Annotated in this window: 24 protein-coding genes; 15 read left to right on the top strand and 9 right to left on the bottom strand. The window is 64.1% G+C overall.

Annotated features, from left to right (window positions below):
- Window positions 1–4: 4 nt before the first annotated feature.
- Window positions 5–1,390 (bottom strand): phosphomannomutase, encoded by a 1,386-nt coding sequence (locus Q1A71_RS21735; protein ID WP_299681798.1) that lies wholly within the window; start codon window positions 1,388–1,390, stop codon window positions 5–7.
- A gap of 198 nt (window positions 1,391–1,588) precedes the next feature.
- Between Q1A71_RS21735 and galE the strand changes: the two genes are divergently transcribed.
- The 5 genes from galE (at window position 1,589) to Q1A71_RS21710 (ending at window position 6,516) form a co-directional block, all read left to right on the top strand.
- Window positions 1,589–2,572 carry a UDP-glucose 4-epimerase GalE gene (galE, locus tag Q1A71_RS21730; RefSeq protein WP_299681795.1) on the top strand — a complete coding sequence of 328 codons (984 nt, stop codon included), beginning with the start codon at window positions 1,589–1,591 and terminating at the stop codon, window positions 2,570–2,572.
- A 217-nt stretch (window positions 2,573–2,789) separates the two neighbouring features.
- On the top strand, window positions 2,790–3,632 hold the full coding sequence (locus Q1A71_RS21725) for a hypothetical protein (protein ID WP_299681793.1): 843 nt from the start codon (window positions 2,790–2,792) through the stop codon (window positions 3,630–3,632).
- Between the two features lie 158 nt (window positions 3,633–3,790).
- On the top strand, window positions 3,791–4,411 hold the full coding sequence (locus Q1A71_RS21720; RefSeq protein ID WP_299681790.1) for a polysaccharide biosynthesis/export family protein: 621 nt from the start codon (window positions 3,791–3,793) through the stop codon (window positions 4,409–4,411).
- Window positions 4,374–5,795, top strand: a complete 1,422-nt coding sequence (locus Q1A71_RS21715) for a hypothetical protein (protein ID WP_299681786.1) — start codon at window positions 4,374–4,376, stop codon at window positions 5,793–5,795. Before Q1A71_RS21720 ends, Q1A71_RS21715 begins: the two co-directional genes overlap by 38 nt.
- Window positions 5,796–5,892: 97 nt before the next feature.
- Entirely contained in the window at window positions 5,893–6,516 is a 624-nt protein-coding gene (locus tag Q1A71_RS21710; protein WP_299681783.1) for a rhomboid family intramembrane serine protease, read from the top strand.
- A gap of 8 nt (window positions 6,517–6,524) precedes the next feature.
- Here Q1A71_RS21710 and Q1A71_RS21705 read toward each other — a convergent pair whose 3' ends face one another.
- Both Q1A71_RS21705 and Q1A71_RS21700 read right to left on the bottom strand, forming a co-directional pair.
- Window positions 6,525–7,163: a sulfotransferase family protein gene (locus Q1A71_RS21705; RefSeq protein WP_299681780.1), complete on the bottom strand. Its 639-nt coding sequence runs from the start codon at window positions 7,161–7,163 to the stop codon at window positions 6,525–6,527.
- Window positions 7,164–7,249: 86 nt separating this feature from the next.
- Window positions 7,250–7,888 (bottom strand): PEP-CTERM sorting domain-containing protein, encoded by a 639-nt coding sequence (locus tag Q1A71_RS21700; protein ID WP_299681777.1) that lies wholly within the window; start codon window positions 7,886–7,888, stop codon window positions 7,250–7,252.
- A 241-nt stretch (window positions 7,889–8,129) separates the two neighbouring features.
- On the opposite strand from Q1A71_RS21700, the gene Q1A71_RS21695 reads away from it, so the two are divergent.
- Entirely contained in the window at window positions 8,130–8,672 is a 543-nt protein-coding gene (locus Q1A71_RS21695) for a VPLPA-CTERM sorting domain-containing protein (RefSeq protein ID WP_299681775.1), read from the top strand.
- On the opposite strand, the gene Q1A71_RS21690 is transcribed toward Q1A71_RS21695, so the two are convergent.
- Window positions 8,669–9,610 (bottom strand): glycosyltransferase family 2 protein, encoded by a 942-nt coding sequence (locus Q1A71_RS21690; protein ID WP_299681772.1) that lies wholly within the window; start codon window positions 9,608–9,610, stop codon window positions 8,669–8,671. The two genes, Q1A71_RS21695 and Q1A71_RS21690, sit on opposite strands and share 4 nt — an antisense overlap.
- Before the next feature lie 193 nt (window positions 9,611–9,803).
- Between Q1A71_RS21690 and Q1A71_RS21685 the strand changes: the two genes are divergently transcribed.
- The 4 genes from Q1A71_RS21685 to Q1A71_RS21670 all read left to right on the top strand — a co-directional run bounded on the left by Q1A71_RS21685 (window position 9,804) and on the right by Q1A71_RS21670 (window position 15,105).
- Window positions 9,804–11,096 carry a glycosyltransferase family 4 protein gene (locus Q1A71_RS21685; protein WP_299681768.1) on the top strand — a complete coding sequence of 431 codons (1,293 nt, stop codon included), beginning with the start codon at window positions 9,804–9,806 and terminating at the stop codon, window positions 11,094–11,096.
- Between the two features lie 149 nt (window positions 11,097–11,245).
- Complete coding sequence (gene xrtD / locus Q1A71_RS21680) at window positions 11,246–12,853, top strand: VPLPA-CTERM-specific exosortase XrtD (protein ID WP_299681763.1); 1,608 nt, start codon at window positions 11,246–11,248, stop codon at window positions 12,851–12,853.
- Between the two features lie 84 nt (window positions 12,854–12,937).
- A complete protein-coding gene (locus Q1A71_RS21675) occupies window positions 12,938–14,005 on the top strand; it encodes a glycosyltransferase (protein ID WP_299681758.1) in 1,068 nt (355 codons plus the stop codon).
- On the top strand, window positions 13,987–15,105 hold the full coding sequence (locus Q1A71_RS21670; RefSeq protein WP_299681755.1) for an acyltransferase: 1,119 nt from the start codon (window positions 13,987–13,989) through the stop codon (window positions 15,103–15,105). The genes Q1A71_RS21675 and Q1A71_RS21670 overlap by 19 nt, the downstream gene beginning before the upstream one ends.
- On the opposite strand, the gene Q1A71_RS21665 is transcribed toward Q1A71_RS21670, so the two are convergent.
- The 3 genes from Q1A71_RS21665 to Q1A71_RS21655 all read right to left on the bottom strand — a co-directional run bounded on the left by Q1A71_RS21665 (window position 15,088) and on the right by Q1A71_RS21655 (window position 17,443).
- Window positions 15,088–15,696: a hypothetical protein gene (locus Q1A71_RS21665; protein ID WP_299681752.1), complete on the bottom strand. Its 609-nt coding sequence runs from the start codon at window positions 15,694–15,696 to the stop codon at window positions 15,088–15,090. The genes Q1A71_RS21670 and Q1A71_RS21665 overlap by 18 nt on opposite strands.
- A gap of 81 nt (window positions 15,697–15,777) precedes the next feature.
- Entirely contained in the window at window positions 15,778–16,635 is an 858-nt protein-coding gene (locus tag Q1A71_RS21660) for a hypothetical protein (protein WP_299681749.1), read from the bottom strand.
- A 34-nt stretch (window positions 16,636–16,669) separates the two neighbouring features.
- Complete coding sequence (locus Q1A71_RS21655) at window positions 16,670–17,443, bottom strand: hypothetical protein (RefSeq protein WP_299681746.1); 774 nt, start codon at window positions 17,441–17,443, stop codon at window positions 16,670–16,672.
- Window positions 17,444–17,647: 204 nt separating this feature from the next.
- On the opposite strand from Q1A71_RS21655, the gene Q1A71_RS21650 reads away from it, so the two are divergent.
- Entirely contained in the window at window positions 17,648–18,388 is a 741-nt protein-coding gene (locus Q1A71_RS21650; protein WP_299681742.1) for an SGNH/GDSL hydrolase family protein, read from the top strand.
- 136 nt (window positions 18,389–18,524) lie between these two features.
- On the opposite strand, the gene Q1A71_RS21645 is transcribed toward Q1A71_RS21650, so the two are convergent.
- Entirely contained in the window at window positions 18,525–19,949 is a 1,425-nt protein-coding gene (locus Q1A71_RS21645; RefSeq protein WP_299681739.1) for a mannose-1-phosphate guanylyltransferase/mannose-6-phosphate isomerase, read from the bottom strand.
- Window positions 19,950–20,218: 269 nt separating this feature from the next.
- On the opposite strand from Q1A71_RS21645, the gene Q1A71_RS21640 reads away from it, so the two are divergent.
- From Q1A71_RS21640 to Q1A71_RS21625, 4 genes are all read left to right on the top strand, one after another.
- A complete protein-coding gene (locus Q1A71_RS21640) occupies window positions 20,219–21,310 on the top strand; it encodes a Gfo/Idh/MocA family oxidoreductase (protein ID WP_299681736.1) in 1,092 nt (363 codons plus the stop codon).
- A gap of 5 nt (window positions 21,311–21,315) precedes the next feature.
- The gene (locus Q1A71_RS21635; protein WP_299681733.1) at window positions 21,316–22,203 is read left to right on the top strand and encodes a hypothetical protein; all 888 of its coding nucleotides are present in this window, start codon (window positions 21,316–21,318) and stop codon (window positions 22,201–22,203) included.
- On the top strand, window positions 22,203–22,997 hold the full coding sequence (locus Q1A71_RS21630; protein ID WP_299681730.1) for a WecB/TagA/CpsF family glycosyltransferase: 795 nt from the start codon (window positions 22,203–22,205) through the stop codon (window positions 22,995–22,997). Before Q1A71_RS21635 ends, Q1A71_RS21630 begins: the two co-directional genes overlap by 1 nt.
- 118 nt (window positions 22,998–23,115) lie before the next feature.
- The gene (locus Q1A71_RS21625; protein ID WP_299681727.1) at window positions 23,116–24,135 is read left to right on the top strand and encodes an acyltransferase; all 1,020 of its coding nucleotides are present in this window, start codon (window positions 23,116–23,118) and stop codon (window positions 24,133–24,135) included.
- Between the two features lie 24 nt (window positions 24,136–24,159).
- Here Q1A71_RS21625 and Q1A71_RS21620 read toward each other — a convergent pair whose 3' ends face one another.
- Window positions 24,160–24,969, bottom strand: a complete 810-nt coding sequence (locus tag Q1A71_RS21620) for a CpsD/CapB family tyrosine-protein kinase (protein ID WP_299681724.1) — start codon at window positions 24,967–24,969, stop codon at window positions 24,160–24,162.
- Window positions 24,970–25,009 lie beyond the last annotated feature (40 nt).

Below are 25,009 nucleotides of genomic sequence, written 5' to 3'. Positions count from 1 at the left end.
GGCCTCAGCCCAGCCGGTCCGCCACCGCCTGCAGGGTCTCGCGCATGAGCGCCTCGGCCCGGTCGGGGCTGTCTGCTTCGGCATAGCAGCGGAACTCGGGGGCGTTGCCCGAGGGCCGCAGGTGGATGATCGTGCCATCCGCAAAGGTCAGTCGCAGCCCGTCGGTGAGATCCACGCCCGCTTCCGCCGCGCGCCCGTCGAAAAAGCCGCGGCGCGCCTCCGGGCTGTCGGTCAGCTGCTCCAGGAAGGCGCGAGAGCGGTCGGTCTCGATCCCCGCGATGCGGTCGGCGGCGGTGAAGCGGGCGGGCAGGGCGGCCACCACATCCGCCAGCGGCTGGCCCGCGGCCCGTGCGGTGGCCAGCGGGGCCAGGATGGGCAGCAGGCAGTCGCGCGTCATCAGCGGCGCGAGCGGGCCGGCGGGCCCCTCTGCCGCAAAGCCCAGCAGGAAGCCGCCATTGGCCTCATAGCCCACGACGCGGGCGCCTGCGGTCTCTTCCATGGCGGCGATGACGAAGGGGGAGCCGATCTTCGTGCGCCGAACCTGGGTGAACCCCTGCATCGCATCGACCAGCGTGTTCGAGGAGACCGGGGTGCAGATCACCGCAGCAGCCAGGCTGCGCGCGGTGAGCGGGCCCAGCACATCGCCGGGCACGATCCGACCGGCGGCATCGGTGACCATGGGGCGGTCGGCGTCGCCATCGGTGGAGACCAGCGCATCAAGCCCGTGATCGCGGCACCAGTCCGACAGTTGTGTGCGCGTCTCCGGGTCCACCGCTTCGGTATCGACGGGGATGAAGGTTTCCGAGCGCGCCAGCCGCACCACCTCGGCGCCCAGCCCCTCCAGCACGTCGCCCAGCACGTCGCGGGCCACCGAGCTGTGCTCATAGACCCCGACCCGGAGCCCGGCGAGGGCCGACGGGCCAAAGGCGTCGAGGTAACGCGCGGCATAGGCCCGAAGCGCCTCCGCGCTCTGCTGCAGCGTTCCGGGTGCCGGGGCAGGGGGCGGGGCGGTCTCGCAGGCGGCCAGGATCGCCGCCTCATCCGCCTTGCCGATCTCGCCGTCGGGGCGGTAGAACTTCAGCCCGTTGCGGTCGGCGGGGATGTGGCTGCCGGTGATCATGATCGCCGCCTGGCCCGCCGTGCCCGCGGCCAGCGCCAGCGCCGGGGTGGGCAGCACGCCGTGATCCACCGCCGCGAGCCCGGCCCCGGTGACGGTCTTGAGCACCGTCTGTGCCAGGGCGGGGGAGGAGGCGCGCAGGTCGCGCCCCACATGCACCGCGCCGCCGTGCGGGCAGCTGGCCAGAAAGGCGCGTGTATAGCTGGCAATCAGGTTGGGGGTCAGCTCGACCACGAGGCCGCGCAGGCCGCTGGTGCCGAATTTTGGAGCCACGTCATGTCCTTGCAGTTGCGGGTTCGCCGGCGCTGCGCGCCGTATCATGCCGGGTGGGGCGCGGCGCACAATGCCCGCTGGCCCGGGCCGGCACAAGCCCGCGCGCGCCTCTGGGACGTGTTGTTTTTCGCTCGCCATTGGCGGCCTGTTTGATATGCGGGAGGGCAGCACCACGGTCCGGACAGACAGGAGCAGAGCATGGGCACAATTCTCGTCACGGGCGGGGCCGGTTATATCGGATCGCATGCCTGCAAGGCGCTGCGGGCTGCAGGCCACACCCCGGTCACCTTCGACAACCTCGATACCGGCTGGCGCGATGCGGTGAAATTCGGCCCCTTCGAGGAAGGCGACCTGCTGGACCGCGCCCGGCTCGACGCGGTTTTTGCGGTCCATGCCCCGGAGGCGGTGATGCATTTCGCGGCGCTGAGCCAGGTGGGCGAGGCGATGTCGGATCCGGGGCGCTACTGGCGCACAAACGTGACCGGGAGCCTCAACCTGATCGAGGCGGCGCTGGCGGCGGGGTGTCGCGATTTTGTCTTCTCCTCGACCTGCGCCACCTATGGCGAGCAGGACGGGGTGACGCTGGACGAGCACTGCCCGCAGGACCCGCTCAACGCCTATGGCGCCTCGAAACGGGCCATCGAGGACATGCTGCGCGATTTCGAGGCCGCCCATGGGCTGCGCTCGGTGATCTTTCGCTATTTCAACGTGGCGGGGGCCGATCCGGAGGCCGAGGTGGGCGAATTCCACCAGCCCGAGACCCATCTGGTGCCGCTAATCCTGCAGGCGGTCGACGGGCAGCGCCCGGCGCTGACCATCCACGGCACCGATTACGACACCCCCGACGGCACCTGCATTCGTGACTACGTGCATGTCTGCGATCTGGTGGAGGCCCATGTGAAGGGGCTGCACTGGCTGCAGGCGGGGCGCGGCAGCCGGGTCTTCAACCTCGGCACCGGCACCGGCTTTTCGGTGCGCGAGGTGATCGAGGCCGCGGGGCGGATCACCAACCGGCCGGTGCCGGTCGAGGAAGGGGTGCGCCGGGCGGGCGATGCGACCCGGCTGGTGTCGGGTTCGGTGCGCGCGCTCGAGGAGCTGGGCTGGACGCCGGAGCGCTCGACCATGGGTGACATGATCGCGGATGCCTGGGCGTGGCACCGCAGCGGGGGGTATGCGCGATGACCAGCGCACGATAGAGTGCCGGAAATTTACGCTGTGGGTGCCGACGTCCGGTCGATTCCCATAACTTCACGAGACTGTCACATCGTTTTGCAGAACGGATTCAATTCTATCCCAAGATGTTTTTGCGCCTTTGCCGGAACAGTCCTGTGAGCAACCTGTGATTGACCTGTGAGGGCGGTTGGTTGCAGGTTGTTAGTCGCCAGAAGGAAACATTGGCTTGTTCATGAGATCCACGAAGCCCTTCAGTTCATCGGACGATGTCGCGCTCAAGATCTACGGTGAGCGGAACACCGGCACCAATTACCTTGCGGCCCTGGCGGACCTGAATCTTCAGGCCCAGGTGCTTCCCGGGCGGGTCGATGACGGAGATCTGCGGACGATCTTCACCCGCCGTTTGCGCCGGTTCATGCCCGGGCTGACCCACCGGCTGCACGAAACCGCGCGTGATCGGTTCTTCGAGGCGACCTTCGCGCGCAACCTCGGCTGGAAGCACATGAACCCCGATCCCGAACGGATCGGGCCGGAGGCGCTCGCCTCGGTGCGGTTTCTGATGCTGGTCAAGAATCCCTATGCCTGGCTTTTGTCGCTGTTCCAGCGGCCCTATCACGTGGGCGCGCAGGACAGCGATCTGGAGCGCTTCCTGACGCGGCGCCTGCCGGTGATGGAACAGCGCGAGAATCTCGGCCCAAGGCCGCTGCTGCCGGCGGAGGTCTGGAACCGCAAGATGCGCGGCTATGCGCGTCTGCAACAGGCCGCGACCCATGCGGTGATTGCGCGCTACGAGGATTTTCTGGCCGATGAGGCGGCGACGCTGGCGCGGGTTGCAGCCGATCTGGGGATTGCGAAACGCGACCGGCACGTTCCCGTTTCCGAAGGGGTCAAGCGCGAGGATGGCACGGTGTCTCACCGCACCTATGCCGATTACTATCTGCGCGAATGCTGGCGCGAGAAACTCGGACCGGCCACGCTGGACATCATCAACGAGACACTGGACCCTGAGATCGTGTCGCTGATGGGCTACGAGATGATCACCCCGGACATGCTGTCGGGCGCGACGTAGGCCCAGGGTTGTCTGTGCCTGTGGCGCTGTGGTGACAGTCCGGGGCTAATCCTGCGATAATCGGATGCGACATTGGTCTTGCCCCGGGCTGCAGGTGTAGAGATTGTCCATCTGCGCAATGGGGGCGACAACCGGAATTTCGTGGTGAGGACAGGCATATGCTCAAGATCCTGAAGACAATTATGGCGGGGCTCGTTCTGTCCTGCTGGGCCGTGATGGCGCTCGCACAGGGGTCATACCGCGTGCAGACTGGGGACACCCTGACCATCGAGGTGCTTGAGGACGGATCGCTCAACCGCACCGTGGCGGTCCTGCCGGACGGGCGGTTCAACTTTCCGTTCGCCGGGGCTCTGCCGGCACGGGGGCTGACCGTCAGCGAGATCGAGGCCAGCATTTCCAGCGCCATCTCCCCCAATTTCGCAACCAGCCCAACCGTTTTCGTCTCCGTGAACCCGGCGGTGCGCGCGCCGCTCAGCGCCGGGGGGGCCGCGGCCAGCGGGCCGACCATCTCGGTCTATTTCGTGGGCGAGGTGAACCGGCCCGGTGTGGTCGAGGTTGAGACGGGCACGACCCTGCTGCAGGCCGTGGCGATCAGCGGCGGGGTCTCGCGGTTTGCGGCCGTCAAGCGCATCCAGCTGCGGCGCACCGATCCCCGGACGAGACAGCAGAGCGTCACCACATTGAACTACAAGGCGCTCGCAGACGGCGCCGTGACAACGGATATCGAGCTGAAGGACGGAGATGTCATTCTGGTACCCGAGCGGCGGTTGTTCGAATAGCGGACAGCCCGCCCCACAGCAGAGCATCGTCGGACGCAGCACCGGAGCGGCGGCGGTCCTTCTGTATTGCGCCGGTGCCGCCGGTCATGCGCAGGATGGCACGCCGCCGGGCATGGTGGCGAATTTCGGCGTGGAACAGCGCTTTGAATACAGTGACAACCCCGATCTGGATGTAGAGGGGGAATCGGATTTCTTCGGCCGCACCATCCTGAGCTTCGGGCTCGACAGCCAGCGGGCCATCGACCGGTTCTCGCTGGGTCTCGGGACCGATATCGAGGAAGGCCGCGCGGGCCGCGACAGCGTTGATCTGACCAACAGTTTCGGCACGCTCTCCTACAACCGGCAGACCCGCAGTGCGCGCGCCGGGATCTCGCTGCGCTATCGCGAGGCGGATGTGACCTCCGGCATTCAGGACGAGGATTTCGACCAGGACGGCAACGTCATCGACCAGACCGAGGGGACGCGGCGCACCTACAGCTACCGCCTTGAGGGGGCCGTCGGGCAGGAGGCGCCGATCGGGGCCAGCTTCAACTGGAGTGAGAACCGGATCGCATACAGCGACGACGCCGACCCGAACCTGCAGGACAGTTCCCGCCAGGATTTCTCCGGACAGATCGATTTCCGCATCACCCCGCGCATCACCGCCAGCCTGACCTCGCTCTACCGGGATTTCGACGCCCGTGGCGATGGGGTCGACCGGGAGACCACCGGCTTCGGATCGGCGGTCCGGCTGCAGGCGAGCAGGGTCGACACGATCAACATCGGGCTCAGCTATGACCGGGTCGAGCGGTCGGGCGATCAGACCGCCACCGATGAAGGGCTGAGCGGCTCCATCGACTGGGAGCGGGCGCTGCCGAACGGTGCGCTGGGGGTGAGCTATGCCTCCGACATCACCTCCAACGATGACGGCCGGCGGTCCTCGTTCAGCGTGCGCCGTACGATGCAGATGCCGCGCGGCGCGCTGTCCCTGACACTGGGGGCGACCGGCACCGACTCGCTCGGGACCGATCCGCTGGTGCAGGCGGATTACGTGCACAACCTGTCCACAGGCACCGTGTCCGTCGGTCTCAGCCAGTCGGTCAACACCGACAACGACAACAACGAGGAAATCAACACCCGCCTGAACGCTGCCTACAACCAGCAGGTCAACAGCCTGTCCAGCTTCGGAGTGAGCCTGTCGTTCTTCGACCGCAACGAGCTGGGCGAGGCCGGCAATGACGCACAGCGCGTCGATGTCAGCCTCAGCTACCGCTACGCGCTGACGCGGGACTGGGGGCTGGTGGGCGGCTACAGGCATCGTCTGTCCACGCAGGACAATGCCGAGGACCGCAGCTCCAACACCGTTTTCCTGGGGGTGGAGCGTAATTTCTCTTGGACGCCCTGAAACGTCGGTCTTACGCTAAGGCCAATGTCCACGATGGCGCGTGATGTCGAACCCTAGTCCTTCGCAGTCTGCATCCGGCCCGTCGGGCAGATGGATATTGATTGCCCTGACCGTGATCTGCTGCGGCACCGAGCTTGTCCTGCAGCTGACCGATCAGGGGCTGGTCGGCGCCCCCCGGCTGCGCGGCCTGGTCTATGACTACGGCGCCTTCTGGCCGGGGCTGCTGAGCGGCTGGACCCCGAATTACGCGGTGCAGCCGACGCTGATGTTCCTGACATACGGGCTTTTGCACGGCGGGCTGGCGCATCTTGCGGTCAATATGATCACGCTGTGGTCGCTGGGCGGCCCGGTTGTGGAGCGGGTGGGCGCCCGGGGTTTCGGGCTGGTCTATGCGGGCGCGCAGGCCGGGGGGGCTGTGGTCTTTGCCCTTCTGGCCCAGCCCTTTCCACCGATGGTCGGGGCCTCGGGGGCGCTCTTCGGGCTGGCGGGCGCGCTGCTGGCCTGGAACTATGTGGATCGCTTCACCCGCCGCGAGGGGCTCTGGCCGGTGGCCAACGCGGCCTTCTGGCTGGTGGTGCTGAACCTGGTGCTGTGGTGGGCGATGGGCGGGCAACTGGCCTGGGAGACGCATCTGGGCGGCTTCATCGCCGGCTGGATCATGGCGCTGCTGGTGGACCCCCGTGCCCGGGACGGGGCGGAGGACGCCGGGGACACGCCCTAGGGCAGCGCTCAGGAGGCCTTGCGCCCCTTGTTAGAGACAGGAAAGGGCGCCTCCGGCACCGGTTTTCCGAGAAACGCGCAGAGCGGCGCCCAGCCGTCGCCCTGGGTCAGGTCCCAGTCCATGAACCCGGGCTGCCCGCCGTGCAGCGCCATCACCTCGCGCTCGTGGCGCTCATAGGCTGCGCGATAGCCCGCCTCGTCGTAGATATGGCTGCCGTAGAAGGCGTCGCAGAGATCGTTGAGATACGCCTGCCCCTGCGCGATCCGGGTCTGGCCCAGTTCCGCGGTGAAGTGCCTCCGGCAGCTGTCGAGCCATTTCTCCAGCGGGCGGCGGGTGTGGATGAAGCGGGCGTTGGGGAAGGTCTCGCGCAGCTCCGCATGCAGCACCGAGACCGTCAGATCGGTGAGTGCGTCGTATTTGTAGACCCACCAGGGCCAGCGGCTGCGGATCTGCCCCTGCGCGTCCGCATGGGCGATGGGCGGCAGGTGAAAGGCGCTGTAGCCGAGGATCTCCAGCGCGTCGTTGAGCGAGGTGGTGCCCGTCTTGCTCAGCCCGATGCCGAAGAGAAAGGGGCGGTTGCGGGGCACATGCCCGAGCACATCGTAAAGGATCTTGTCGCGCAGACGGGAAAGGGCGGAGGGTGTCATCGGGGCAGGGTACTCGCAGGAATGGTTGGCGTCCGCTCTAGCGCAGTTTCTCCGTCACGCCTACCGCGCTTTTGAGCGGTTTGACGTCAGACGCGCCTTTTCCGCCGCAGGGCCAGACCGATCAGGCCCAGGCCGCCGGCCAGCAGGGGCAGGGAGGCAGGGACGGGAACCGGTGTGACCCTCTCCCAAGTGCCAACACCGTTGGCGCGGAATGTTTCGTCGTCAAAGCACTCACTTTCGTTGCCTGGATCATCCAGCTCATCTACGCAGTCCAAGTCGATGAACTCGTAGTTGCCTTTACTTCGCTCTTCGAGAGGCGAGGAACTCCACCGGAAATAATCAACTGCGAAATCCTCCTCGTAGAAGAAATCCCAATCAATGACCTGACGGTCTGAACCTGTCGTGATAGAGAACTCGAATCCATCAAAAGGTAGAAGCTCATATTCGGGTTTCACTCCACCGCCGACTATGGACACATCCCAGTTTCTGGCGCTCCTATCGTAGACGTAAGTTGTATTCCTTTTGATCCGTTCGTTGATTTCGAACACAATAGAAACGCCCGTTTGGTAGGAAAGATCCTCGCTCGGGGAAACATACCCACCCATTCGGTGCTGATCGAAATAGTCCAATTGATCAACGCTGGATGATGAGTATTTGAAGGACGCTGCCGACCCTGTCGTCGCAAAACACACGAGCAGGCCCGTGGCCATGATGAACCTGAGCATCTAAATTCCCTTTCTGGAAATGAATTTACATAACCCTTTGACGCTAACGTCTGCCGCCGCTGCGATCAATGAAGCGATGGGGCACGGCACAGGCGCTGCCGCCTAGACCTGTCGGCTGCGCTCCAGTGCAGATTCGGTGTCATGCTCATAGGGGATTGGACGTGTGCCGCCACCGGGTGCTAGCATGACAGGTATTCTTCAGCCCCGGTAAGCTGCTGATTTTCAAAGAAAGGATTGTTTTATGAGGTTTTTCGCCTGTCTCCTCGCCCTGGTGCTGCCCGGTTTCGCGGAGGCGGCCACCCAGGTTCCGAAGCGGGATTTTACGCTGGAGGTTTCGGTTTCGGACAAAGATCTCGAGACTTCGTCTTCACAATTGGTGGAATACTTCACAGGCGAAGTCATTGAGGAATATGATGACGTTGACGCGACATTTGCCGGATTTTTCTTCGACTCGCTTGTTGATTTTTACAGTATCACCGGAACCCTTCTTGAAGGTGACACCCGTTACGGCTTTTTCACCTACGACTTTGCAACGATGGAAGGGTCATACAAAGTTATGGCGTTTTCGGGTCTGGCCGAGTTTTCTTTTAAGGCTGGAGGAGGCGCTAGCTATTATCATGATTTTGACGACGGTGAGGGCTATCATATAGGAAGCGCATCCTGGTCCAAAACCACGGTCACCGTGACGCCATCTCCGGTGCCTTTGCCGGCGGGTTTTCCGCTGCTGGCCGCAGGGTTGGGCGCGCTGCTCGTGATCCGGCGCGAGACGGCTAACGCCGCCTAGACCTTCAACAACCCCGCCCGTTCCGCTTCGATCTCGGCCACGGCGCGGGCTTTGCCGATCCGCAGGGCGCGCTTCTGATAGTCTCTGATAAAGGCAATCAGCTCGGTGTCGCCGTGTTGGTCCACTCCGCGCAGCATGGCGCCGAAATAGCCCTGCAGCATCGCCAGCCCGCCCAGCACATAGGGCTTCTGCCGCGCCTTGTTGATGGCCGAGGCGATCAGGAACAGCGGATGCGTGCCCATGTAATACTGCCCGAAGCCGTGCCGCCGCCGCCCGGTGAAGATGCTCTGCTGGCTGGAGCCCATGGGGCGCAAGTGCTCGAAGCGCAGATCTTCGTCGTCCCAGCTCACCGGCGCCCAGCCCAGTTGCCGCGCCTTGTGGCAGTCGATCCCGTCCCACATCACCTCGCGTACGAAGCCGCCGATGGCCTCGAAACAGGCGGTGGAATAGAATTTGGTCATGCCCAGGGACATCTCGTCGCCGATGTTCTCGCTGACCAGCTGGCCCGCGCTGTTGCGGAAATAGGCCTTGCCGGAACAGGTGCCGATGCGCGGGGTGGCCTCCATGCGGTCCATCAGGATTTCGAAATACCGCGGCGGCAGGTCGAGATCGAGGTCGAGCTTGCACAGATAGGCGTAATCGGAGAGCGACACCGTCTCTAACCCGGCGTAAAACGCCTCGATCACGCCGGGGCCCACGGCGCGGTGGCCGCGGTCGGGCTTCGGGACGACCCGGATCCAGTCGTGGGCAGCAGTATATTCCGCGAGAATGGCGGGGGTGTCATCGGTGGAGCCGTCATCCACGATCACCCAGAGCGCGGGCGGTGCGGACTGCGCCACCATACTGTCGAGCGTGCGGCGCATATAGGCCGCCTCGTTGCGGCAGGGCGAGATCACCACGTAGGAGCGGTCGGCAGCGGCGGATGTAGTCTCTGTCATGGCAGTGTTCCTGTTGGCTGCGGCAGATCGCGTCAACTCCTATCTGCCGTGCCGGGCCACGGATAGCGTGTTTTTCCGCCGCGCGGGCGCCTGCACCCCATGCGATTTTAAGGAATTTTTAGATTTCGCTCCTCTTTCCGCCCGCCACCGTGCTAGCAAGCGGCCTGAAGAGTGAGCTGTTGGAAGATGGTCTATGACGCGCCGATGTCGTGTGCTGGTGCTGGCGGAAAGCTGTAACCCGGAATGGCCGTCCCTGCCGATCGTCGGCTACAAATATGCCCGTGCGCTTGGCCGCGTCGCCGATGTCACCGTCGTCACCCATGTGCGCAACCGCGAGAACATCGAAAAGGCGGGGGATCTGGACGACCGGGTGCATTACATCGACAACGAGTGGATCGCGGCGCGCATGTACAAGCTGGCGCTGTTTCTGCGCGGCGGCAACGAGGTGGCCTGGTCGACGAGCCAGATCATGGCCTATCTGCCCTACATCGCCTTCGAGCGTCAGGCGCTGGCGCAGTTCCGGCCCGCGCTCAAGCGCGGTGAGTTCGATCTGGTGCACCGGATCACGCCGATGTCGCCGACGCTGCCGAGCTACGTGTCGGGGCGCACGGCACAGCCTTTCGTGATCGGGCCGCTCAACGGCAATCTGGATTGGCCGGCGGCGTTCTCAGGTGAGCAGAAACGCGAGCGCGAGGGGCTGCGGCGGCTGCGGGGTCTCTATCGCTACCTGCCGTTCGCCCGCTCGACCTATCGCCATGCGGCCTGTATCCTGGCCTCCTTCCAGCACACCATCGATGACATTCCCGCCTCGGCGGCGGAGCGGATCGTGCCCTTTCCCGAGATCGGCTATGACCCGGAGGTGTTTCACGCGCAGGGCCGGCAGGGGCCGTTCTCCGGGGCGGGGCCGAAGCGGTTTCTCTTTGCCGGGCGTCTGGTGCCCTACAAGGTGCCCGAGGCGGCGGTGCGCGCCTTTGCGGGCTCGGAGCGCATGAAGGACCATATCCTGCACGTGTTGGGCGATGGCCCCGAAGAGCCCCGCCTGCGGCAGATCGTGGCAGAGGCGGGCGCCGAGGGGCGGGTGATCTTCGAAGGCCGCAAGAGCCAGGCAGAGGTGGCCGAGTTCATGCGGCGCTGCGATGCGTTCGTGTTTCCCTCCATCCGCGAGTTGGGCGCAGGCGTTGTCATCGAGGCGATGGCCTCCGGCATGGTCTGTCTGGTCACCGATTACGGCGCCCCGGGCGATCTGGTTGCGGGCGGGCGGGGCGTGCAGATCGCCCTGCAGCCCATGGACGGGCTGGTGCGGGACTATCGCGCGGCCATGGAGCGCTGTCTGGACGCGCCCGAGGCCCATGCGGAGATGGCGCAGGCGGCGCGCGACTATGCCGACAGGCTCTACGACTGGGATGCCAAGGCGGCTTATACCGCGGGGCTTTACGACGCGCTTCTGAAGGGAGAGGACCTGAGCCGCTTCACCGATTACCGTTAACCGGGAAGATCGGCAGACCGCCGCGGTCGATTGCCTTGAAACCCGTTATCCGATAAGGAAGATCTGTCGAAAATTTGATGACGAAAGAAGGCCGACTTCGCGGTATAAGCGCGTCGAGCATTCTTTGAGTTTTTAGGTGTGAGCTGATTATGACGAGTACAACATCAAATTCGCCGCCACGGTCGGATGTGTCCGGCTTTCTCAACTGGGGTGTTTTCTGGCTCCTGGTCACGATTGTGGGCGCCGGCCTGTTCTTCTCCAATGGGATCGAGGCGCTGCTGGCGGCCTGGCAACTGCCGGAATACAGCCATGGCCCGCTGATCCCGGTGCTCTCCGCCCTGCTGTTTCTCAAACAGCTGCGCGAGGTGCCGGTTGTTCCGGGACAGAAAAACGACCGCTGGCCAGGTGTGGCGGTGGTCTTTTTCTCCATCATGCTCGGTCTGCTGGGGATTCTCTCCAACATCGACGACATCGTGGCCTATGCGCTGATCCTCTGGGTGGCGGGCATTCTGCTGATCAGCTGGGGCTGGCACACGGGACGGCACTTCTGGCCCGGGGTTCTGCACCTGGTCTTCATGCTGCCGCTGCCGGGGGTGATCTATTTCAAGGTCACCACGAGCCTGCAGTTCATGTCCTCGGAACTGGGGGTCTGGTTCCTGCGGCTGATGGATGTGCCGGTTTTCCTCGACGGCAACATCATCGATCTGGGGATCCTCAAGCTGCATGTGGCCGAGGCCTGTTCGGGGCTGCGCTACATGTTCCCGATCATGAGCTTTTCCTACATCTTCGCCACGCTCTACAAAGGGCCGGCCTGGCACAAGGTCACGCTGCTGCTGGCGGCGGTGCCGATCGCCATCGTGATGAACTCCTTCCGGATCGCCGTGGCCGGTGTCATCGTGCAGTATTACGGGGTGGAGTGGCTGGACGGCTTCACGCATTTCTTCGAGGGCTGGGTCATCTTCCTGGCCTGTATCGTGATCCTCTTCGGGCTGGCCTGGATGATGCTCTGGCTGCACCCCGAGAAGCCCTCGCTGGCACAGGCGCTCGATCTCGACACCGACGGGCTCGGCACGCAGCTGGCCCGGGTCCGCTTCGTCTATCCTTCCGCGGCTCTGGTGACCGCGAGTGCGGCGATGATCGCGGCGGCTGTGGCGCTTCAGGCGCTGCCGGAGCGGGGCACCAACGCGCCCGACCGGGACAGCTTCGCGCTCTTCCCGCGCGAGCTCGACGGCTGGACGCAGGTCGGAACGCGCGAATTCCTCAAGCCGGGCGTGGCGCGCAAGCTGGGCGCGGATGACTATCATCAGGTGTCCTTCGTCAAGCCCGGTGTCGATGGCCGCGTGAACCTGTTCATGGCCTGGTACGACGACCAGTCCAAGGGCGGGGTGCACAGCCCCGAGGTCTGCCTGCCCGGATCGGGCTGGGAGATCGCCTGGCTGGAGCGGACCGATCTGACCGCAGCCATGGCCAGCGACGTGCCCTTCCGGGTGAACCGCGCGATCATCCAGAAGGGGGAGACCCGGATGATGGTCTTCTACTGGTTCCAGCAGAAAGAGCGCCGGGTGGCCTGGGATTTCGCCGCCAAGTTCTGGCTGATGGTGGACGGGGTTCGCACCGGCCGCACCGACGGTGCGCTCGTGCGGCTGACGACGCCGATCCAGCGCAACGAACCCGATGCCGCCGCCGAGGCTCGGCTGATGGAGGTCCTCAAAGCCATTCAGAAGCCCTTGCCGCGGTTCATTCCGCTGGGCAGCTGACCGGGAAAGACCTCACGTGACGATGTCTCTGCCATCTCCGGCGTGTCCTGCGTGCGCCAGCCGTGCGGCAGCGGCTGCGGTCGCATGACCGGCGGCGGCGCGGACCGGTCGCGCTATTGCTTCATCCTGCCCGATATCGCCCGCCCGATGGGTGGGCAGGCGGTCATCTACGACTTTGCGGTGGCCCTGGAGGCCGCGGGATACGACGTGGCCCTTGTGCACGCCGGGCCCGCGCACCGCTATCCTTTCGCCGAGGCGCCGCGCCAGGTGTTCCACCTGCCCGACCTGGTCCGCCTGCGGGCGCGCAAGCCCCTTGGGCGGCGGCTCGCGGATCTGCGCCAGTATGCGCAGGAATGGCGCCGCAACCCGCGCAACCCGCGGTTTCTCCCTGAGCCCCGCGATGTCTACGTATTGCCGGAGTTCGGCTACCCCAACTATGCGCGCCTCTTCGCGGGCCGGCCTCAGGTGCTGTTCGCGCAGGATCCGACAGCATTGATGCGCGCCTATGGGCAAGACCGCGAGAATGCGCATGAGACTTTCGCGGCGGTGCTGGCCACCTCTCAGGTCGCCGGGCAGGCGGTCGAGGTGCTGCTGGGCCGGAGGCCGCTGCGGCTGACGCTGCCCGTTTCCGGCCCCGGTCTGCGCGCGGATCATCCCAAGCGGCTGCAGATCGCTTATATGCCCCGCAAGCTGCGCCCGCAAAGCCAGCGGGTTGCCGCCACGCTGCGCCGCCGGGCGGCCTTTGCGGATATCCCGGTCATCGCCATCGAGAACATGTCGAACGCGGAGCGCGACCGCATCCTGAACGAGAGCCTGATCTTTTTGTCCTTTTCCAACATGGAAGGGTTCGGCCTGCCGGCGGCGGAGGCGATGGCGGCGGGCTGTATCGTGGTGGGCTATACAGGGGTCGGGGGGAACGAGTATTTCACCGCCGAGACGGGGTTCGTGGTGGAACATCACGACATGATCGGCATGGTGGCGCAACTGGAACGGATCGTGACAGAGTATCGCGCGGACCCAAGCGCGCTGGACGCCCTGCGCGCCCATGCGGCGGCGGAGATCGCGGCGCGCTATAGTGTGGAGGTGGCGCGGGAGACCCTGCTGAACGCCTGGGAGACGCTGGAGAAGGACCTATGCAAGGGACCCAAGTAGACACCACGGGCGCCGCCGGCTGGCAGGCCTATCGGGCGCGGCGGCGCTTCGGCAACCTCGACGGGTTGCGCTTCATCTGCATCTTCATGGTGCTCTGGCACCATTTCACGCCCTTTCCCTATCTGGAGCAGTGGCTTGGCTTCCGGCGCGGGTTTCTCGGTGTCGATTTCTTCTTTGTGCTGAGCGGGTATCTGATCACCACGCTGCTTCTGCGCGAAGCCGATGAAACGGGCGGCATTTCGCTGCGCGGGTTCTACATGCGGCGGATCCTGCGCATCATACCGGTCTATTTCTTCGTGGTGACCTGTGTGTCGGGCTATTTCATCGTCGTGAAAGGGCGCAGCGAGCTGCTTGAGCTTCTGCCCTTCTACTACCTGTTCCTGTCGAATTTTCTGATCGATCACATCCCGCTGCTGACGATCACCTGGTCGCTCTCGGTGGAAGAACAGTATTACATGCTCTGGCCGCTGCTGGTGGTGCTTTTGCCGCTCAGGATCCTGATCCCGGTCTGCCTTGCGTTCGTGGCGGTGAACCTGGCGCTGCACATGGGGGCCTTTGGTGGTCCGTTCGAGCGCTATGCCGGGCCGCTTCGGGTCATCCTGCCCAGTGCCGCCTATACGCCGATCATTCTGGGGTCGCTGGCGGCCATTCTGCTGCACCGGCGGCGGGGCTATGCGCTTCTGGATGCGATCGCAGGCTGGCGCGGGGCGGCGCTGACCGGCTTTGCGGTGATGGGGGTGCTGTTCCAGGTCCTTCCGGGCAATCTGACGGGTCTGCCGAGCTTTGCGATCCACCTCACCATGACCTATTGCCTCATCGCCCTTCTGGTGCGCGAGAAAAACGCGCTCAGCCCCTTTCTGCAGCAGCGGCTGGTGGCGCGCATCGGGGCGATCAGCTACGGCATCTATCTCTATCACCTGATCGTACTGGACGTCACGCACCGGATCCTGCCGACAGCATCGCTCCCGAAATGGGTTGTGTTCATTGTCTTCGCGGTGCTGGCCTGCCTGGTCGCCGAGGTGAGTTTCCGCACGCTCGAGCGGTATTTTCAGCGCTTCCGCCCGACACCGAAGCGCCCGTCGTCAGAGCGCCCGGCCTGAACGCTGCAAACGCCGCCGCCGCAGGAGCGCGAACCCGATGACACCTGCGGCCAGCATGGGCAGGGTCGCGGGCAGCGGGGCTTGCGGCAGCGCCACATCCGCGGCGCCGTTCGGGGCCGGTGTGGACAGAAAGACCCCAACCCGGCGCAACTTGCTGCGGGTGGAGTAGTGATAGGGCCACACGTCCTCGCCGATCCAATGCGTGCCGGTCCTGCCGTCGAAGCTGTAGCTGTCGGCCAGATCGATCCCGTCACCGAAGTGCAGCGCGCCCAGGCGCGTGTCGAAATCGTAGTTGAAGCGGTAGGAATAATACCGGGACCCGCCCCATTCCATGGAAATGGCGTTCCCGTCCCGGCGGAAGTGATCCATCTCGTCGGACAGGAAGGAGAAGGTCACGTCCCGTGTGCGGCCATTCGGCCGATGCCATGTTTCGGCACCGGTGCGCATGTCCAGCGTCATGTCACTGATCATTCTTTGCTTGAAGGTGACCGTGATCACGTAAGGCGGCTCCGTCGGCAGAGGAGCTGCCTGAGCCGTTTGTGCCGTCACCCCGAAGAAGCAGGCAAGAAGAAGCCAGACCACATACCGCATAATGTCCATCACTAAAAAATTAACTATCTGTCAATTAGTCAGAATCCCGGCAATTGGGTCAAGGCAATTCTGGCGATTGGGTTAATCCTTACTCATCCAGGCGAAGTCGGTGCCGGCCAGCGCACGCTCAACCGCGTCATAATTCTCCAGCACGTTGTCGAGAGGGAAAGGATTCATCTTGCGGTTGCGTATCTCGACCGCGCCGGGCGGGATGCCAAGGAAGGCGCAGACGCGGGCATAGGCGGTTTCCGCCCCGGCGGCGTCGATGTCGCGCTCGTATTCCAGTTCGAGAAAGTTTTCCCCGGCCAGCAGGGCGCGGACCTCGGCATGGGCGGCATCGACCTCGGCGAGATACTCCAGCAGGGGCCGCCCCGGCGCCTGTCCGGTCGAGATGGCGTCGATGTCGAGGGAGAACACTTTCTTCTGCACCGCCTCTGCCGTGTTGGCGTGCCAGTTGCCGCGGCTTTTGCTGGCATAGTGCGACACCACGTGGCGCAGCGTGTTGCGCCGCGCCAGAAGAATGTAGTGGGTGACGCCGATCTCGCGGCAGGCGCGCAGGAAATCAGCGGTGCTGGTGCCGAAGATCGACGGATACTGGTCGGCGAGGATCTTGAATTCGAAGCCGTAAAACCGGTCTCCCGAAATCGCGAATTGCTCCGCGATCCAGCGGGTGTGGTCGATGTCGCGGACCCCCTCGCCATAAAGCTGCAGCGCCTTGCGGGGCAGTTTGCCGTCCCAGTGCACCTGGTCGTTCTGCGCCAGCAGATTGGCCAGCACGGTGCTGCCGCAGCGGCCCACATGCAGCATCAGCACCACACCGGGGCGGTTGCGCGCGCCGCTCAGCCCGCGCAGACGGTCAAATCGCCGGATCTGCCGTTTCAGCAGCGGTCGGAGTTTGGAGGGAACGAGCTGCGCAAATCTGGAGCGTAACTTCGGCATGGATGATCGGGTATCCCGTTTGGCAAAGGGGCGGTCAGGCCTGCGCGCGGATGGTTTTTTCAAGATCTATGATCTTGCGGATATTATCCTGTTGGGTGTCCTCGGCATAGATCACGATCACCGGGCAGCCGAAGGCCTGCGCCTTTTCGGTGATCGTGTCGAAAAACACGTTGTCTTCCTGCACACGGGTCCTGACTTCCGCTTCGGTGGGCGGGATCTGCGGCATGCCGCGGCGGGTCCGCTCTTCGACCCGGGATTGGTAGCGCGACACCACGAAATCGGGGTCGCGTGTGCGCAGGTGGATGAAGGCCCGTTTTGTCCAGAGCGGCTCGGGGGTGTCGCCGCAGAGTTTCAGGACCTCGCGCGGGAAGTTCTTGAACAGGCTCTCATCCAGGATGAAGCCCCGCGGAAAATCATGCGTCAGGATTGTCAGGCTTTCGCTGATGACGCGCGACATCTGGCGTGTGACGGTGATGCTCTTCCACGCGTTGTGGTTTTCTTTCTGGAAGCGTTTGATCTTCTGGAAGTAGATCTCGCGGTGCAAATCCTCGAGGGCGGCGCTCGGCTGTGCGAAAGGGCCGTTTTGACCCAGATCGGAGCGGAAAAACCAATCCGTCCGCAGGCATTTCTGTACCGCGTTGTTCAGGGTGGTCTTCCCGACGCCCTGGGTTCCGATATATTCGATGACCCAGCCGGCGCTGGCCCGGCGCGGCTGTGCCATCAGGTCAGAAATTGTTCGTCCCCGCTGGCGCAATTCCAACCCCGCGAGGCCGAGTAGCTTGTTGATGACTGCCGTCTTGCCGTTCAAACTGTTTTTTCCGTCTTGCGCGGAGCTAGCTTATGCAAAAGCGGCTTCTGTTGTACAAGGTCTGTAGCCTTGAAGCGCATGCATCCCTGATGATCCGTGGCGCTGAGCCTATCCTTCCCGGCGGTCCGGCAACAAGGCCTTTTATATGTGATCCGGTCATTCGGGAGACCGTCCTGCGCGGGCATCCCGATGCAAGGAGGGGAGATGAAACGCAGAACGGTTCTTCTGGGCGGGGCGGGCCTCGCCGGCGCTGCCGCCCTTGCCGGGTTGGGTGCAATGACCTTCCGTCTGCATGCCACGCCCCGCCGCGCGCCCGATCTGACGGCGGCGCATCTGGCCACGCTGCGCGATCTGCCGCGCGCGCCCGGGCCGCGGGTGCTCTTCGTCGGCAACTCCATGACGTTGCGGCATGATCTTGCGGCGCGCATTGGCGCCCGGGCGCAAGCGGAGGGGGCGGCCCCGCAGATCGCGGTGGCCGCGGCGCGTGGCGCGCGGCTGATCGAAACCCAGCGCATCGCCGCTTTCCGCGCGGTGTTGGAGAGCGGCTGGGATATCCTTGTTCTGCAGGATTTTTCCACCGTCAGCCTGCGGGCCCCGGACCGCTGGGGCTCGGCGTTCGCCATGCAGGCCATGGCAAAGGTGGCGCAACCGCGGGCGGTGGTTCTGTTTCCGACCTGGGCCTTCCCGCCGCGGCACAGGGTCTACAGCAGGGGGGCAGGGGCGCTGTCGCGTCCGCCGGCCGACCCTGGCACCTTCGCCCAAGCCATCATCGCCCATTACGAGGGGGTTGCCCGCAGCCACGGCTGGCACCGGGCGCCGGTGACCGAGGCCTTCCTGCCTGATGCCACGCCCTGGCTGGAGGAAGATCTGCACCACCCCAACCCGGCAGGCACCGCGCGTCTGGCCGATGTGCTCTGGCAAAGCCTGGCGCGCACGCTGGCCTGACCGGGCGGCCCGAGCCAGACCGCAACGGACCGACTGGCCATGCGCATCGGGAAGGTGGCGGATTGCTGCCGAAGTCCCGGTGCCGCGCTCTCAAGCGGTCAGCGGCCGGGGACAGCGCGTCACAGGCGCGGGTGCGTTATTCCGACTCGTTGCGCGCGTAGACGTCCTCGTAGCGGATGATGTCGTCCTCGCCGAGATAGGAGCCGGTCTGCACTTCGATCAGCACCATCGGCACCTTGCCCGGGTTCTCCATCCGGTGCACGGCGCCGAGCGGGATGTAGACCGACTGGTTTTCGGTCACGAGTTTCACCTCGTCATCCACGGTGACCTTGGCCGTGCCTTCCACCACGATCCAGTGCTCGGAACGGTGATGGTGACTTTGCAGGCTGAGCGCCGCCCCGGGGTTGACCAGGATGCGCTTGACCTGGAACCGCTGGCCGATCACCAGGCTTTCGAACCAGCCCCAGGGCCGGTGGTCCTTGGGGAAGGCCTCGGCCTGCAGGGTGGATGTCTCCTTCAGCGCGGCCACCGCCTGTTTGACATCCTGCGCGCGGGATTTGTCGGCCACCAGCACCGCATCGGGCATGGCCACGGCAATGATGTTCTCAAGCCCGATCCCGACCAGTTCGAGCCCATCCGCTTCCGAGCGCAGCAGCGTGTCGCGGCAGTCGATGGCGGTGGTATGGTCGCTGCTGGCCACGCCCCGGTCGTCGGGGCCCATCTCGCGCCAGACCGCGTCCCAGCCGCCCAGGTCCGACCAGCCGGCGGCGAAGGGCACGACGCTGAGGTTGTCCGCCTTTTCCATGACGGCATAGTCGATCGAGATGTCTTCGGCCTGCGCCCAGCTTTTCGGGTCCAGCCTCAGAAACCCCAGATCCGCCTGCGCGGCCTCGATGGCTGCTGTCACCGGGTCGATGAGCTGCGGCGCATGGGCCCGGAACGCATCGAGAATGTCGCAGGCCCGGAACAGGAAGATCCCGGCGTTCCAGAGATGCCGCCCATCGTCCAGCATCGCCTGGGCGCGGGCCGCATCGGGCTTTTCCACGAACTGCGCCAAGGGCACCGGCTTGCCGTTTTCGGGGGCAGTGGACAGCTCCAGATAGCCATAGCCCGTCTCGGCGTGGGTCGGGGTGATGCCGAAGGTGACGAGCCGACCGCCACGGGCCTCCGCCACACCGGCCTCGACCGCTGCCCGGAAGGCGGCGGCATCAGGCACCACGTGATCGGAGGGGGCCACCAGCATCAGCCCCTCCGGATCCGCGCGCGCCACCTGCAGCGCTGCGGCGAGCACTGCGGGCGCGGTGTTGCGCCCCTCCGGTTCAATGAGGATGGCGCCGGGGTCGATGCCTGCGGCCTGCAGCTGCTGTGTGACGATGAAGCGGAAATCCGATCCGGTGACGACGAGCGGTGCGGCATAGTCCGCGCCCGCCAGCCGCTGTGCCGAGGCCTGAAACAGCGAGTCCCGTTCCAGAAGCTGCGCAAACTGCTTGGGGTAGGATTTGCGCGACAGGGGCCACAGACGGGTGCCCGATCCGCCGCAGAGCAGAACTGGTGTGATCATACAGGGTCGCTTCCTTTGCTGTTTGACAGACCTTGTTCAGGATTTTCCGCGCGCTGCAACGGCGGAACCTCAAGCAACAGGCATTTTCCGAACACCATATAGACAGGGTTATACTGTCATTATTTTGACCAACGACAGGAAATCCGCGCGCGCGGGCCTCAATGCTGCCCCATTGCGGTTGCACTGAAAGCGCAATGACAGATATATCCGGGCGTGTTTGACAGGTCAGGCAACGCCTTTTTTTGTTGGTTTTCAGGTAAGGCAGGCTCGTGCAGAAAGTAAAAGTAGCGGTCGTGGGGCTGGGAAAGATGGGGCTGAGCCATTTTTCCATGATCAACGCCCATCCTGACGTGGATGCAGTGGCCTGCGACGGCTCCGCCTTCATGGCCGACGTGCTGGGCCGCAATATCGCAACCCGGGTCCATCGTGATTACGATCAGATGCTGGCAAACGAGCCGCTGGATGCGGTGGTGATCGCCACACCGTCGCGGCTGCATGCGCCGATGGTGACGGCGGCGCTGGACAAGGGGTGCCACGTCTTCTGCGAAAAACCCTTTTGTCTCGACTGGCAGGACAGTCAGCGGCTGACGGCGCTGGCTGCCGACAAGGGGCGGGTGGCGCAGGTGGGCTATCACTACCGGTATGTCGGAGCCTTCGCCGAGATGAAGCGGCTGATCGAAGCCGGGGCCATCGGGCGCATCACCCATGTGCTGGCCGAGGCCTACGGGCCGGTTGTGCTGCGGCCCAAGCGCGCCACCTGGCGCACCGACAAGGCCGAAGGCGGCGGCTGTCTTTACGATTACGCAGCACATCCGCTCAACCTGCTGAACTGGTTCTTCGGCGCGCCCGATCAGGTGATCGGCTCGCATCTGGGGCAGGTCTTTTCCGAAGGCACCGATGATGAGGTGTTTTCCACCCTGCGCTGGAACGACGGACCCACGGCGCAGCTCTCGGTGAACTGGTCGGACGAGAGCCACCGCAAGATGTCCACCAAGATCAGCCTCATCGGCACCAATGGCCGCCTGTATGCCGACCGCCAGGAATGCCAGGCCTATCTGCGCAAGCCGGTGCCGGGGCTTGCGGGGTATGAGGACGGCTGGACGGTGAAATACACCACCGAGCTGACCGAGGACCGCTGGTTCTATCTGCGTGGCGAAGAATATTCCGCCCAGCTTGACGACTTTGTGGGTGCGGTGCGCGACGGCAAGGCGGGTGCAGCGGAGAATGATTTCGCCTCCGCCACCGAGACCGACAGGACCATGGCGATGATCATCGAAAACGCCGAGACCGGTCAGCCCGTGGGCGAGGCCCGTGCCGCAGCCCCGCAGCCGGCGAAGAAACGCGGCTGGTTCGGGAGGTGAGCGGGATGGACAAGCTGCTTTTCGGCGACAATCAGTTCTTTGGCATCAACCACATGTCCGAGGAAAAGGCCCGGGCCCAGGCCATGCGCTTTCAGCGTACCGATGCGATCATGGATGTGCTCGATGTGGCCTATGATGCGGGGATCCGGACCTTCATGTGCACCACGCACGACCGCATCGCCGAGATTGCGAAACGGGTGAAGGCCGATCCTGCGCGCTATGATGGCTTTCAGTTCTATCCCTGCATGCCTTATGCCCATAAATACGCCAATGCGGTGACCGAGCACGGCATGGTGGGCGCGCTGCGGGAGTTCATGCCGTCGGACGGGCTGTTGGCCACGGCGCTGACGGGCACGAAGGCGCTCGCCACCAAGGAGGTGGACGGTATCGCCCGGGTGCTCATCGACATGGAGATGAAGATGTTCCAGGGCACGAAGGCGCCCGTGGTCTTCATCCAGAACGTCTTTACCGATCTTCTGCTGGGCATGGGGTTCACCCGCGCGTTCAAGATCTTCGACGATCATATCCGCGAAAAACACGGGGCGGAGCCGGCCTATATCACCATGAATATGCCGATGCTTCTGGACGCGCTGGAAAAGGAAGGCATCGAGCGCCCGATCATCTGTTCCAACATCAACAAGATCGGCTTCCGCATGTCGGGCGGATATGATGCCTATCTCGATGCGCTGCAATCCGGCCGTGTGCGGGCGGTGGCCATGTCGGTCTATGCCAGTGGTGCTATCCCGGCGGATGAGGCGATTCACTGGATTTCCGAGCTGCCCGGCGTGGAAAGCATTGTCTTTGGTGCCTCCTCGGCGGGTAACATCCGCGGCACCAAGGCGCTGGTGGACAAATACATGGGCGGGGGCGTGCAGACAGGGGACCCCGCGTGATGGCGGATGGGAGCAAGATGGATATGCTGCCGGGTCTGGGCGAGATGAAACGCGTGCCGATGCTCAATGCCTATGTGCATGACATCGCCATGGACGATCTGGTCGAGCATTTCCGCGAGGGTGTGATGCTCACGCTGCATGTGGATATGATCATGAAGCTGCAGCAGGACCGGGAGTTCTACGATCTGCTGGACCGGTTCGACGTGATCACCTGCGACAGCCAGATCATGTATTTCGCCACCAAATGGCTGGGCACGCCCGTACGGGAGCGGGTGTCGGGATCGGATTACTTCCCGAAATTCTACACCCGCTATGCCGATGATCCGTCCGTGACGGTGTTTCTGTGCGGCGGCAAGCCCGGGGTTGCGGAGAAGGCGGCTGCCAACATCAATGCCAAGGTGGGGCGCGACTTCATCGTCGGCACCGATAGCCCGTCCTTCCAGTTTGACAGCGATCCGGCCGAGATCGAGCGCATGATCGCCGCCGTCAATGACAGCGGTGCCACTGTCTGTCTTGTGGGTCTGCAGGGGGCGCGGCAGGAAAAGTTCATCATGAAATACCGCGACCGGATGCCCGGCGTGAAGCTGTGGCTGCCGCTGGGCGGTACGATTGACTACGAGAGCGGTGATTTCGACCGCCCGCCCACCTGGATCACCGAATGGGGATTCGAGTGGCTCTACCGTCTGGCAAAGGAGCCGCGCGCGCGCTTCCACCGCTATGTGATCCACGAGCCGCCGTTTCTTTGGGCGGTGCTGAAACAGAAGCTGGGGATCTACAAAGATCCTTTCGCGTAATGCGGTGGCCTTGGAACGCGATGCTTGTCGGAGCGCGCGTTTTGGGCAAATATCCCATCCAGCATGTGGCCGGCGGCTGTTGTCTGTCCGCGGTCGAAGAAGGGAATGGGCGTTTTCGATGAACCGGTCCGCTTTCTTCACCGCAAAGCCACAGGCGCTTGCGGAGCACAATCCCCTGGAGACCATCCGCGCCATCGCCGTGCTGATGCTGGTGAGTTACCATGTGGTCGGGCCCACCGCGAATGCGGGGCTGCAGATCGAGGCGCCACATATCCTCCGGCTCAGTTCGGAATTCCTCGTGGACGTGCGCATGCCGGTCTTTGCGTTTCTGGCGGGCTATATCTATGCCATCCGGCCCTTGTCTCTGAGCCAGTACCCGAAGTTCGTCAAAGGCAAATTCCTGCGGATCTATGTGCCGGGAGCCGTCGCCTCCATCCTCTTTCTGCTGGTGTCCAACGTCATGGGGACCGATTTTGCGCGGCCTGTTTCGGAGGCGTGGCGAGTCCTCATCTCCTCTTACGCGCATTTCTGGTTTCTGCAGTCGATCTGTCTGATCTTCCTGATCTATGGTCTGTTCGATGCGATGGTGTCCGGGCGGTTCGCCCCGCTGGTCTTTATCGTTGCCTGTGTCGTCTATATCCAGCGGATCTTTCCCGGGATGGGGATCATGTCCTGGAACGGGGCGACATATCTCTTTCCGTATTTCATGCTTGGCGTGATCTGTTTCCGCTACCGGACCGTGCTTCGGGATCACGCCACGGCGATCGCTTTCGGGGCGGTCCTTGTGATGCTGTCGAGCTCCGCCCTGAATATCTGGACCTACTTTGAAACGGGTGATTTCACGGCGTCCAAACGCGATCTGCAAAGCCTTGCCATGGGGGTCGGCACATCTGTTTTTGCGCTGCTCTGCCTGCCCAGGTTGCATCTTCTGGAGAAGATCCGGCCCTATGCGCTGACGATCTATCTCTACCACGTGTTCGCCACGTCCTTTTCGCGGCGCATATGGGATGTCGCCGGTCTCGAAGACATCTGGCTGCGATGGCTTTTGGGGCTGGCCGCGGGCCTGGCCATGCCCATCCTGTTGCATCTCGTGGTGCAGCGCATCCCCCCGGTCAGCCGCGTGATGCTGGGGCGATAGGCTGGGGGCCAGCGTCCGCGCGGGCTATGCCTTGTCGCCGTATGGAAAGGCGTTGAGCACGGTGCCGAGCACGTTGGTCTGTTCGGCCACCTCGCGTTCGCAGATGTCGAGTTGGGAATAGCGCGTCGAGTTGGTGCGCGCCACGATCAGCGCGCAGTCGACGTTTTTCAGGAAGGCCCGGGTGTCGTCGCTGACCAGAACGGACGGCAGATCGAAGATCATCAGGTCGGGCTGATAGCGCTCCTCGATGTCCTGGAGCACGTCCGTGGTGTCCTCTGCAAGCAGGATCCGGGTGGGATCACTCTCCGGGACAGCCGCCATCGAGCAGATCAGGTTGTCTCCGAACCGCAGCGCCTGCTCCTGTAGCGACACCTCGCCGGTCAGCAGTTCGCGGATCTCGTGGGGGGGCACGGTTTCGAAGAAATCGCTGATCGAGGGGGTGCGCAGGTCGAGATCCATCAGGATCGACCGCATGTCGCGCTGCCGGCCCAGCCCCAGCGCGAGGTTGCAGGCCACGGTGCTCTTGCCCGCGGCGGGCATGGGCGATGTGATCGCCAGCCGGCGCCAGTTGTTCTGGCGCATCTGAACCAGCAGCTTGGTGCGCAGAATATCGAATGGCGTGGCCGAGGGGCTCGCCTGTCGGGTGACGACGCGGCGCGCGCGCAGCAGACCCTCCGGAACCTCCTCGAAAGGGGTGACGGCCTGCCACATCGCATGCAGGTCATCGGGCGGTGTTGGGGCCTGCGGCTGTGCGGCTGGGCGTGCCGCATCAGGCGGCGTGCCGGTGCTGCGTTTGTGTCGCGCCTTTTCCAGGGCGGCCTGAAGTTTTTCCATATCCGTTCACTCTTTAAAGTATCCGCAAGATCTGGTCCTG

It is taken from the genome of uncultured Roseobacter sp. (genome assembly GCF_947493125.1).
GTDB lineage: Bacteria > Pseudomonadota > Alphaproteobacteria > Rhodobacterales > Rhodobacteraceae > Roseobacter.
This window is presented reverse-complemented; position numbering and strand designations above follow the sequence as displayed.

What these genes read in the sequence shown, in the direction of transcription:
- Q1A71_RS21620 (WP_299681724.1), bottom strand. Translation starts at nt 24,969, where the DNA reads ATGGAAAAACTTCAGGCCGCCCTGGAAAAGGCGCGACACAAACGCAGC.
- Q1A71_RS21700 (WP_299681777.1), bottom strand. Translation starts at nt 7,888, where the DNA reads ATGCTCAGGTTCATCATGGCCACGGGCCTGCTCGTGTGTTTTGCGACG.
- Q1A71_RS21650 (WP_299681742.1), top strand. Translation starts at nt 17,648, where the DNA reads ATGAAACGCAGAACGGTTCTTCTGGGCGGGGCGGGCCTCGCCGGCGCT.
- Q1A71_RS21715 (WP_299681786.1), top strand. Translation starts at nt 4,374, where the DNA reads ATGTCATTCTGGTACCCGAGCGGCGGTTGTTCGAATAGCGGACAGCCC.
- Q1A71_RS21635 (WP_299681733.1), top strand. Translation starts at nt 21,316, where the DNA reads ATGGACAAGCTGCTTTTCGGCGACAATCAGTTCTTTGGCATCAACCAC.
- Q1A71_RS21625 (WP_299681727.1), top strand. Translation starts at nt 23,116, where the DNA reads ATGAACCGGTCCGCTTTCTTCACCGCAAAGCCACAGGCGCTTGCGGAG.
- Q1A71_RS21720 (WP_299681790.1), top strand. Translation starts at nt 3,791, where the DNA reads ATGCTCAAGATCCTGAAGACAATTATGGCGGGGCTCGTTCTGTCCTGC.
- Q1A71_RS21705 (WP_299681780.1), bottom strand. Translation starts at nt 7,163, where the DNA reads ATGACACCCTCCGCCCTTTCCCGTCTGCGCGACAAGATCCTTTACGAT.
- Q1A71_RS21685 (WP_299681768.1), top strand. Translation starts at nt 9,804, where the DNA reads ATGACGCGCCGATGTCGTGTGCTGGTGCTGGCGGAAAGCTGTAACCCG.
- Q1A71_RS21690 (WP_299681772.1), bottom strand. Translation starts at nt 9,610, where the DNA reads ATGACAGAGACTACATCCGCCGCTGCCGACCGCTCCTACGTGGTGATC.
- Q1A71_RS21630 (WP_299681730.1), top strand. Translation starts at nt 22,203, where the DNA reads ATGGCGGATGGGAGCAAGATGGATATGCTGCCGGGTCTGGGCGAGATG.
- xrtD (WP_299681763.1), top strand. Translation starts at nt 11,246, where the DNA reads ATGACGAGTACAACATCAAATTCGCCGCCACGGTCGGATGTGTCCGGC.
- Q1A71_RS21660 (WP_299681749.1), bottom strand. Translation starts at nt 16,635, where the DNA reads ATGCCGAAGTTACGCTCCAGATTTGCGCAGCTCGTTCCCTCCAAACTC.
- Q1A71_RS21645 (WP_299681739.1), bottom strand. Translation starts at nt 19,949, where the DNA reads ATGATCACACCAGTTCTGCTCTGCGGCGGATCGGGCACCCGTCTGTGG.
- Q1A71_RS21670 (WP_299681755.1), top strand. Translation starts at nt 13,987, where the DNA reads ATGCAAGGGACCCAAGTAGACACCACGGGCGCCGCCGGCTGGCAGGCC.
- Q1A71_RS21695 (WP_299681775.1), top strand. Translation starts at nt 8,130, where the DNA reads ATGAGGTTTTTCGCCTGTCTCCTCGCCCTGGTGCTGCCCGGTTTCGCG.
- Q1A71_RS21675 (WP_299681758.1), top strand. Translation starts at nt 12,938, where the DNA reads ATGACCGGCGGCGGCGCGGACCGGTCGCGCTATTGCTTCATCCTGCCC.
- Q1A71_RS21665 (WP_299681752.1), bottom strand. Translation starts at nt 15,696, where the DNA reads ATGCGGTATGTGGTCTGGCTTCTTCTTGCCTGCTTCTTCGGGGTGACG.
- galE (WP_299681795.1), top strand. Translation starts at nt 1,589, where the DNA reads ATGGGCACAATTCTCGTCACGGGCGGGGCCGGTTATATCGGATCGCAT.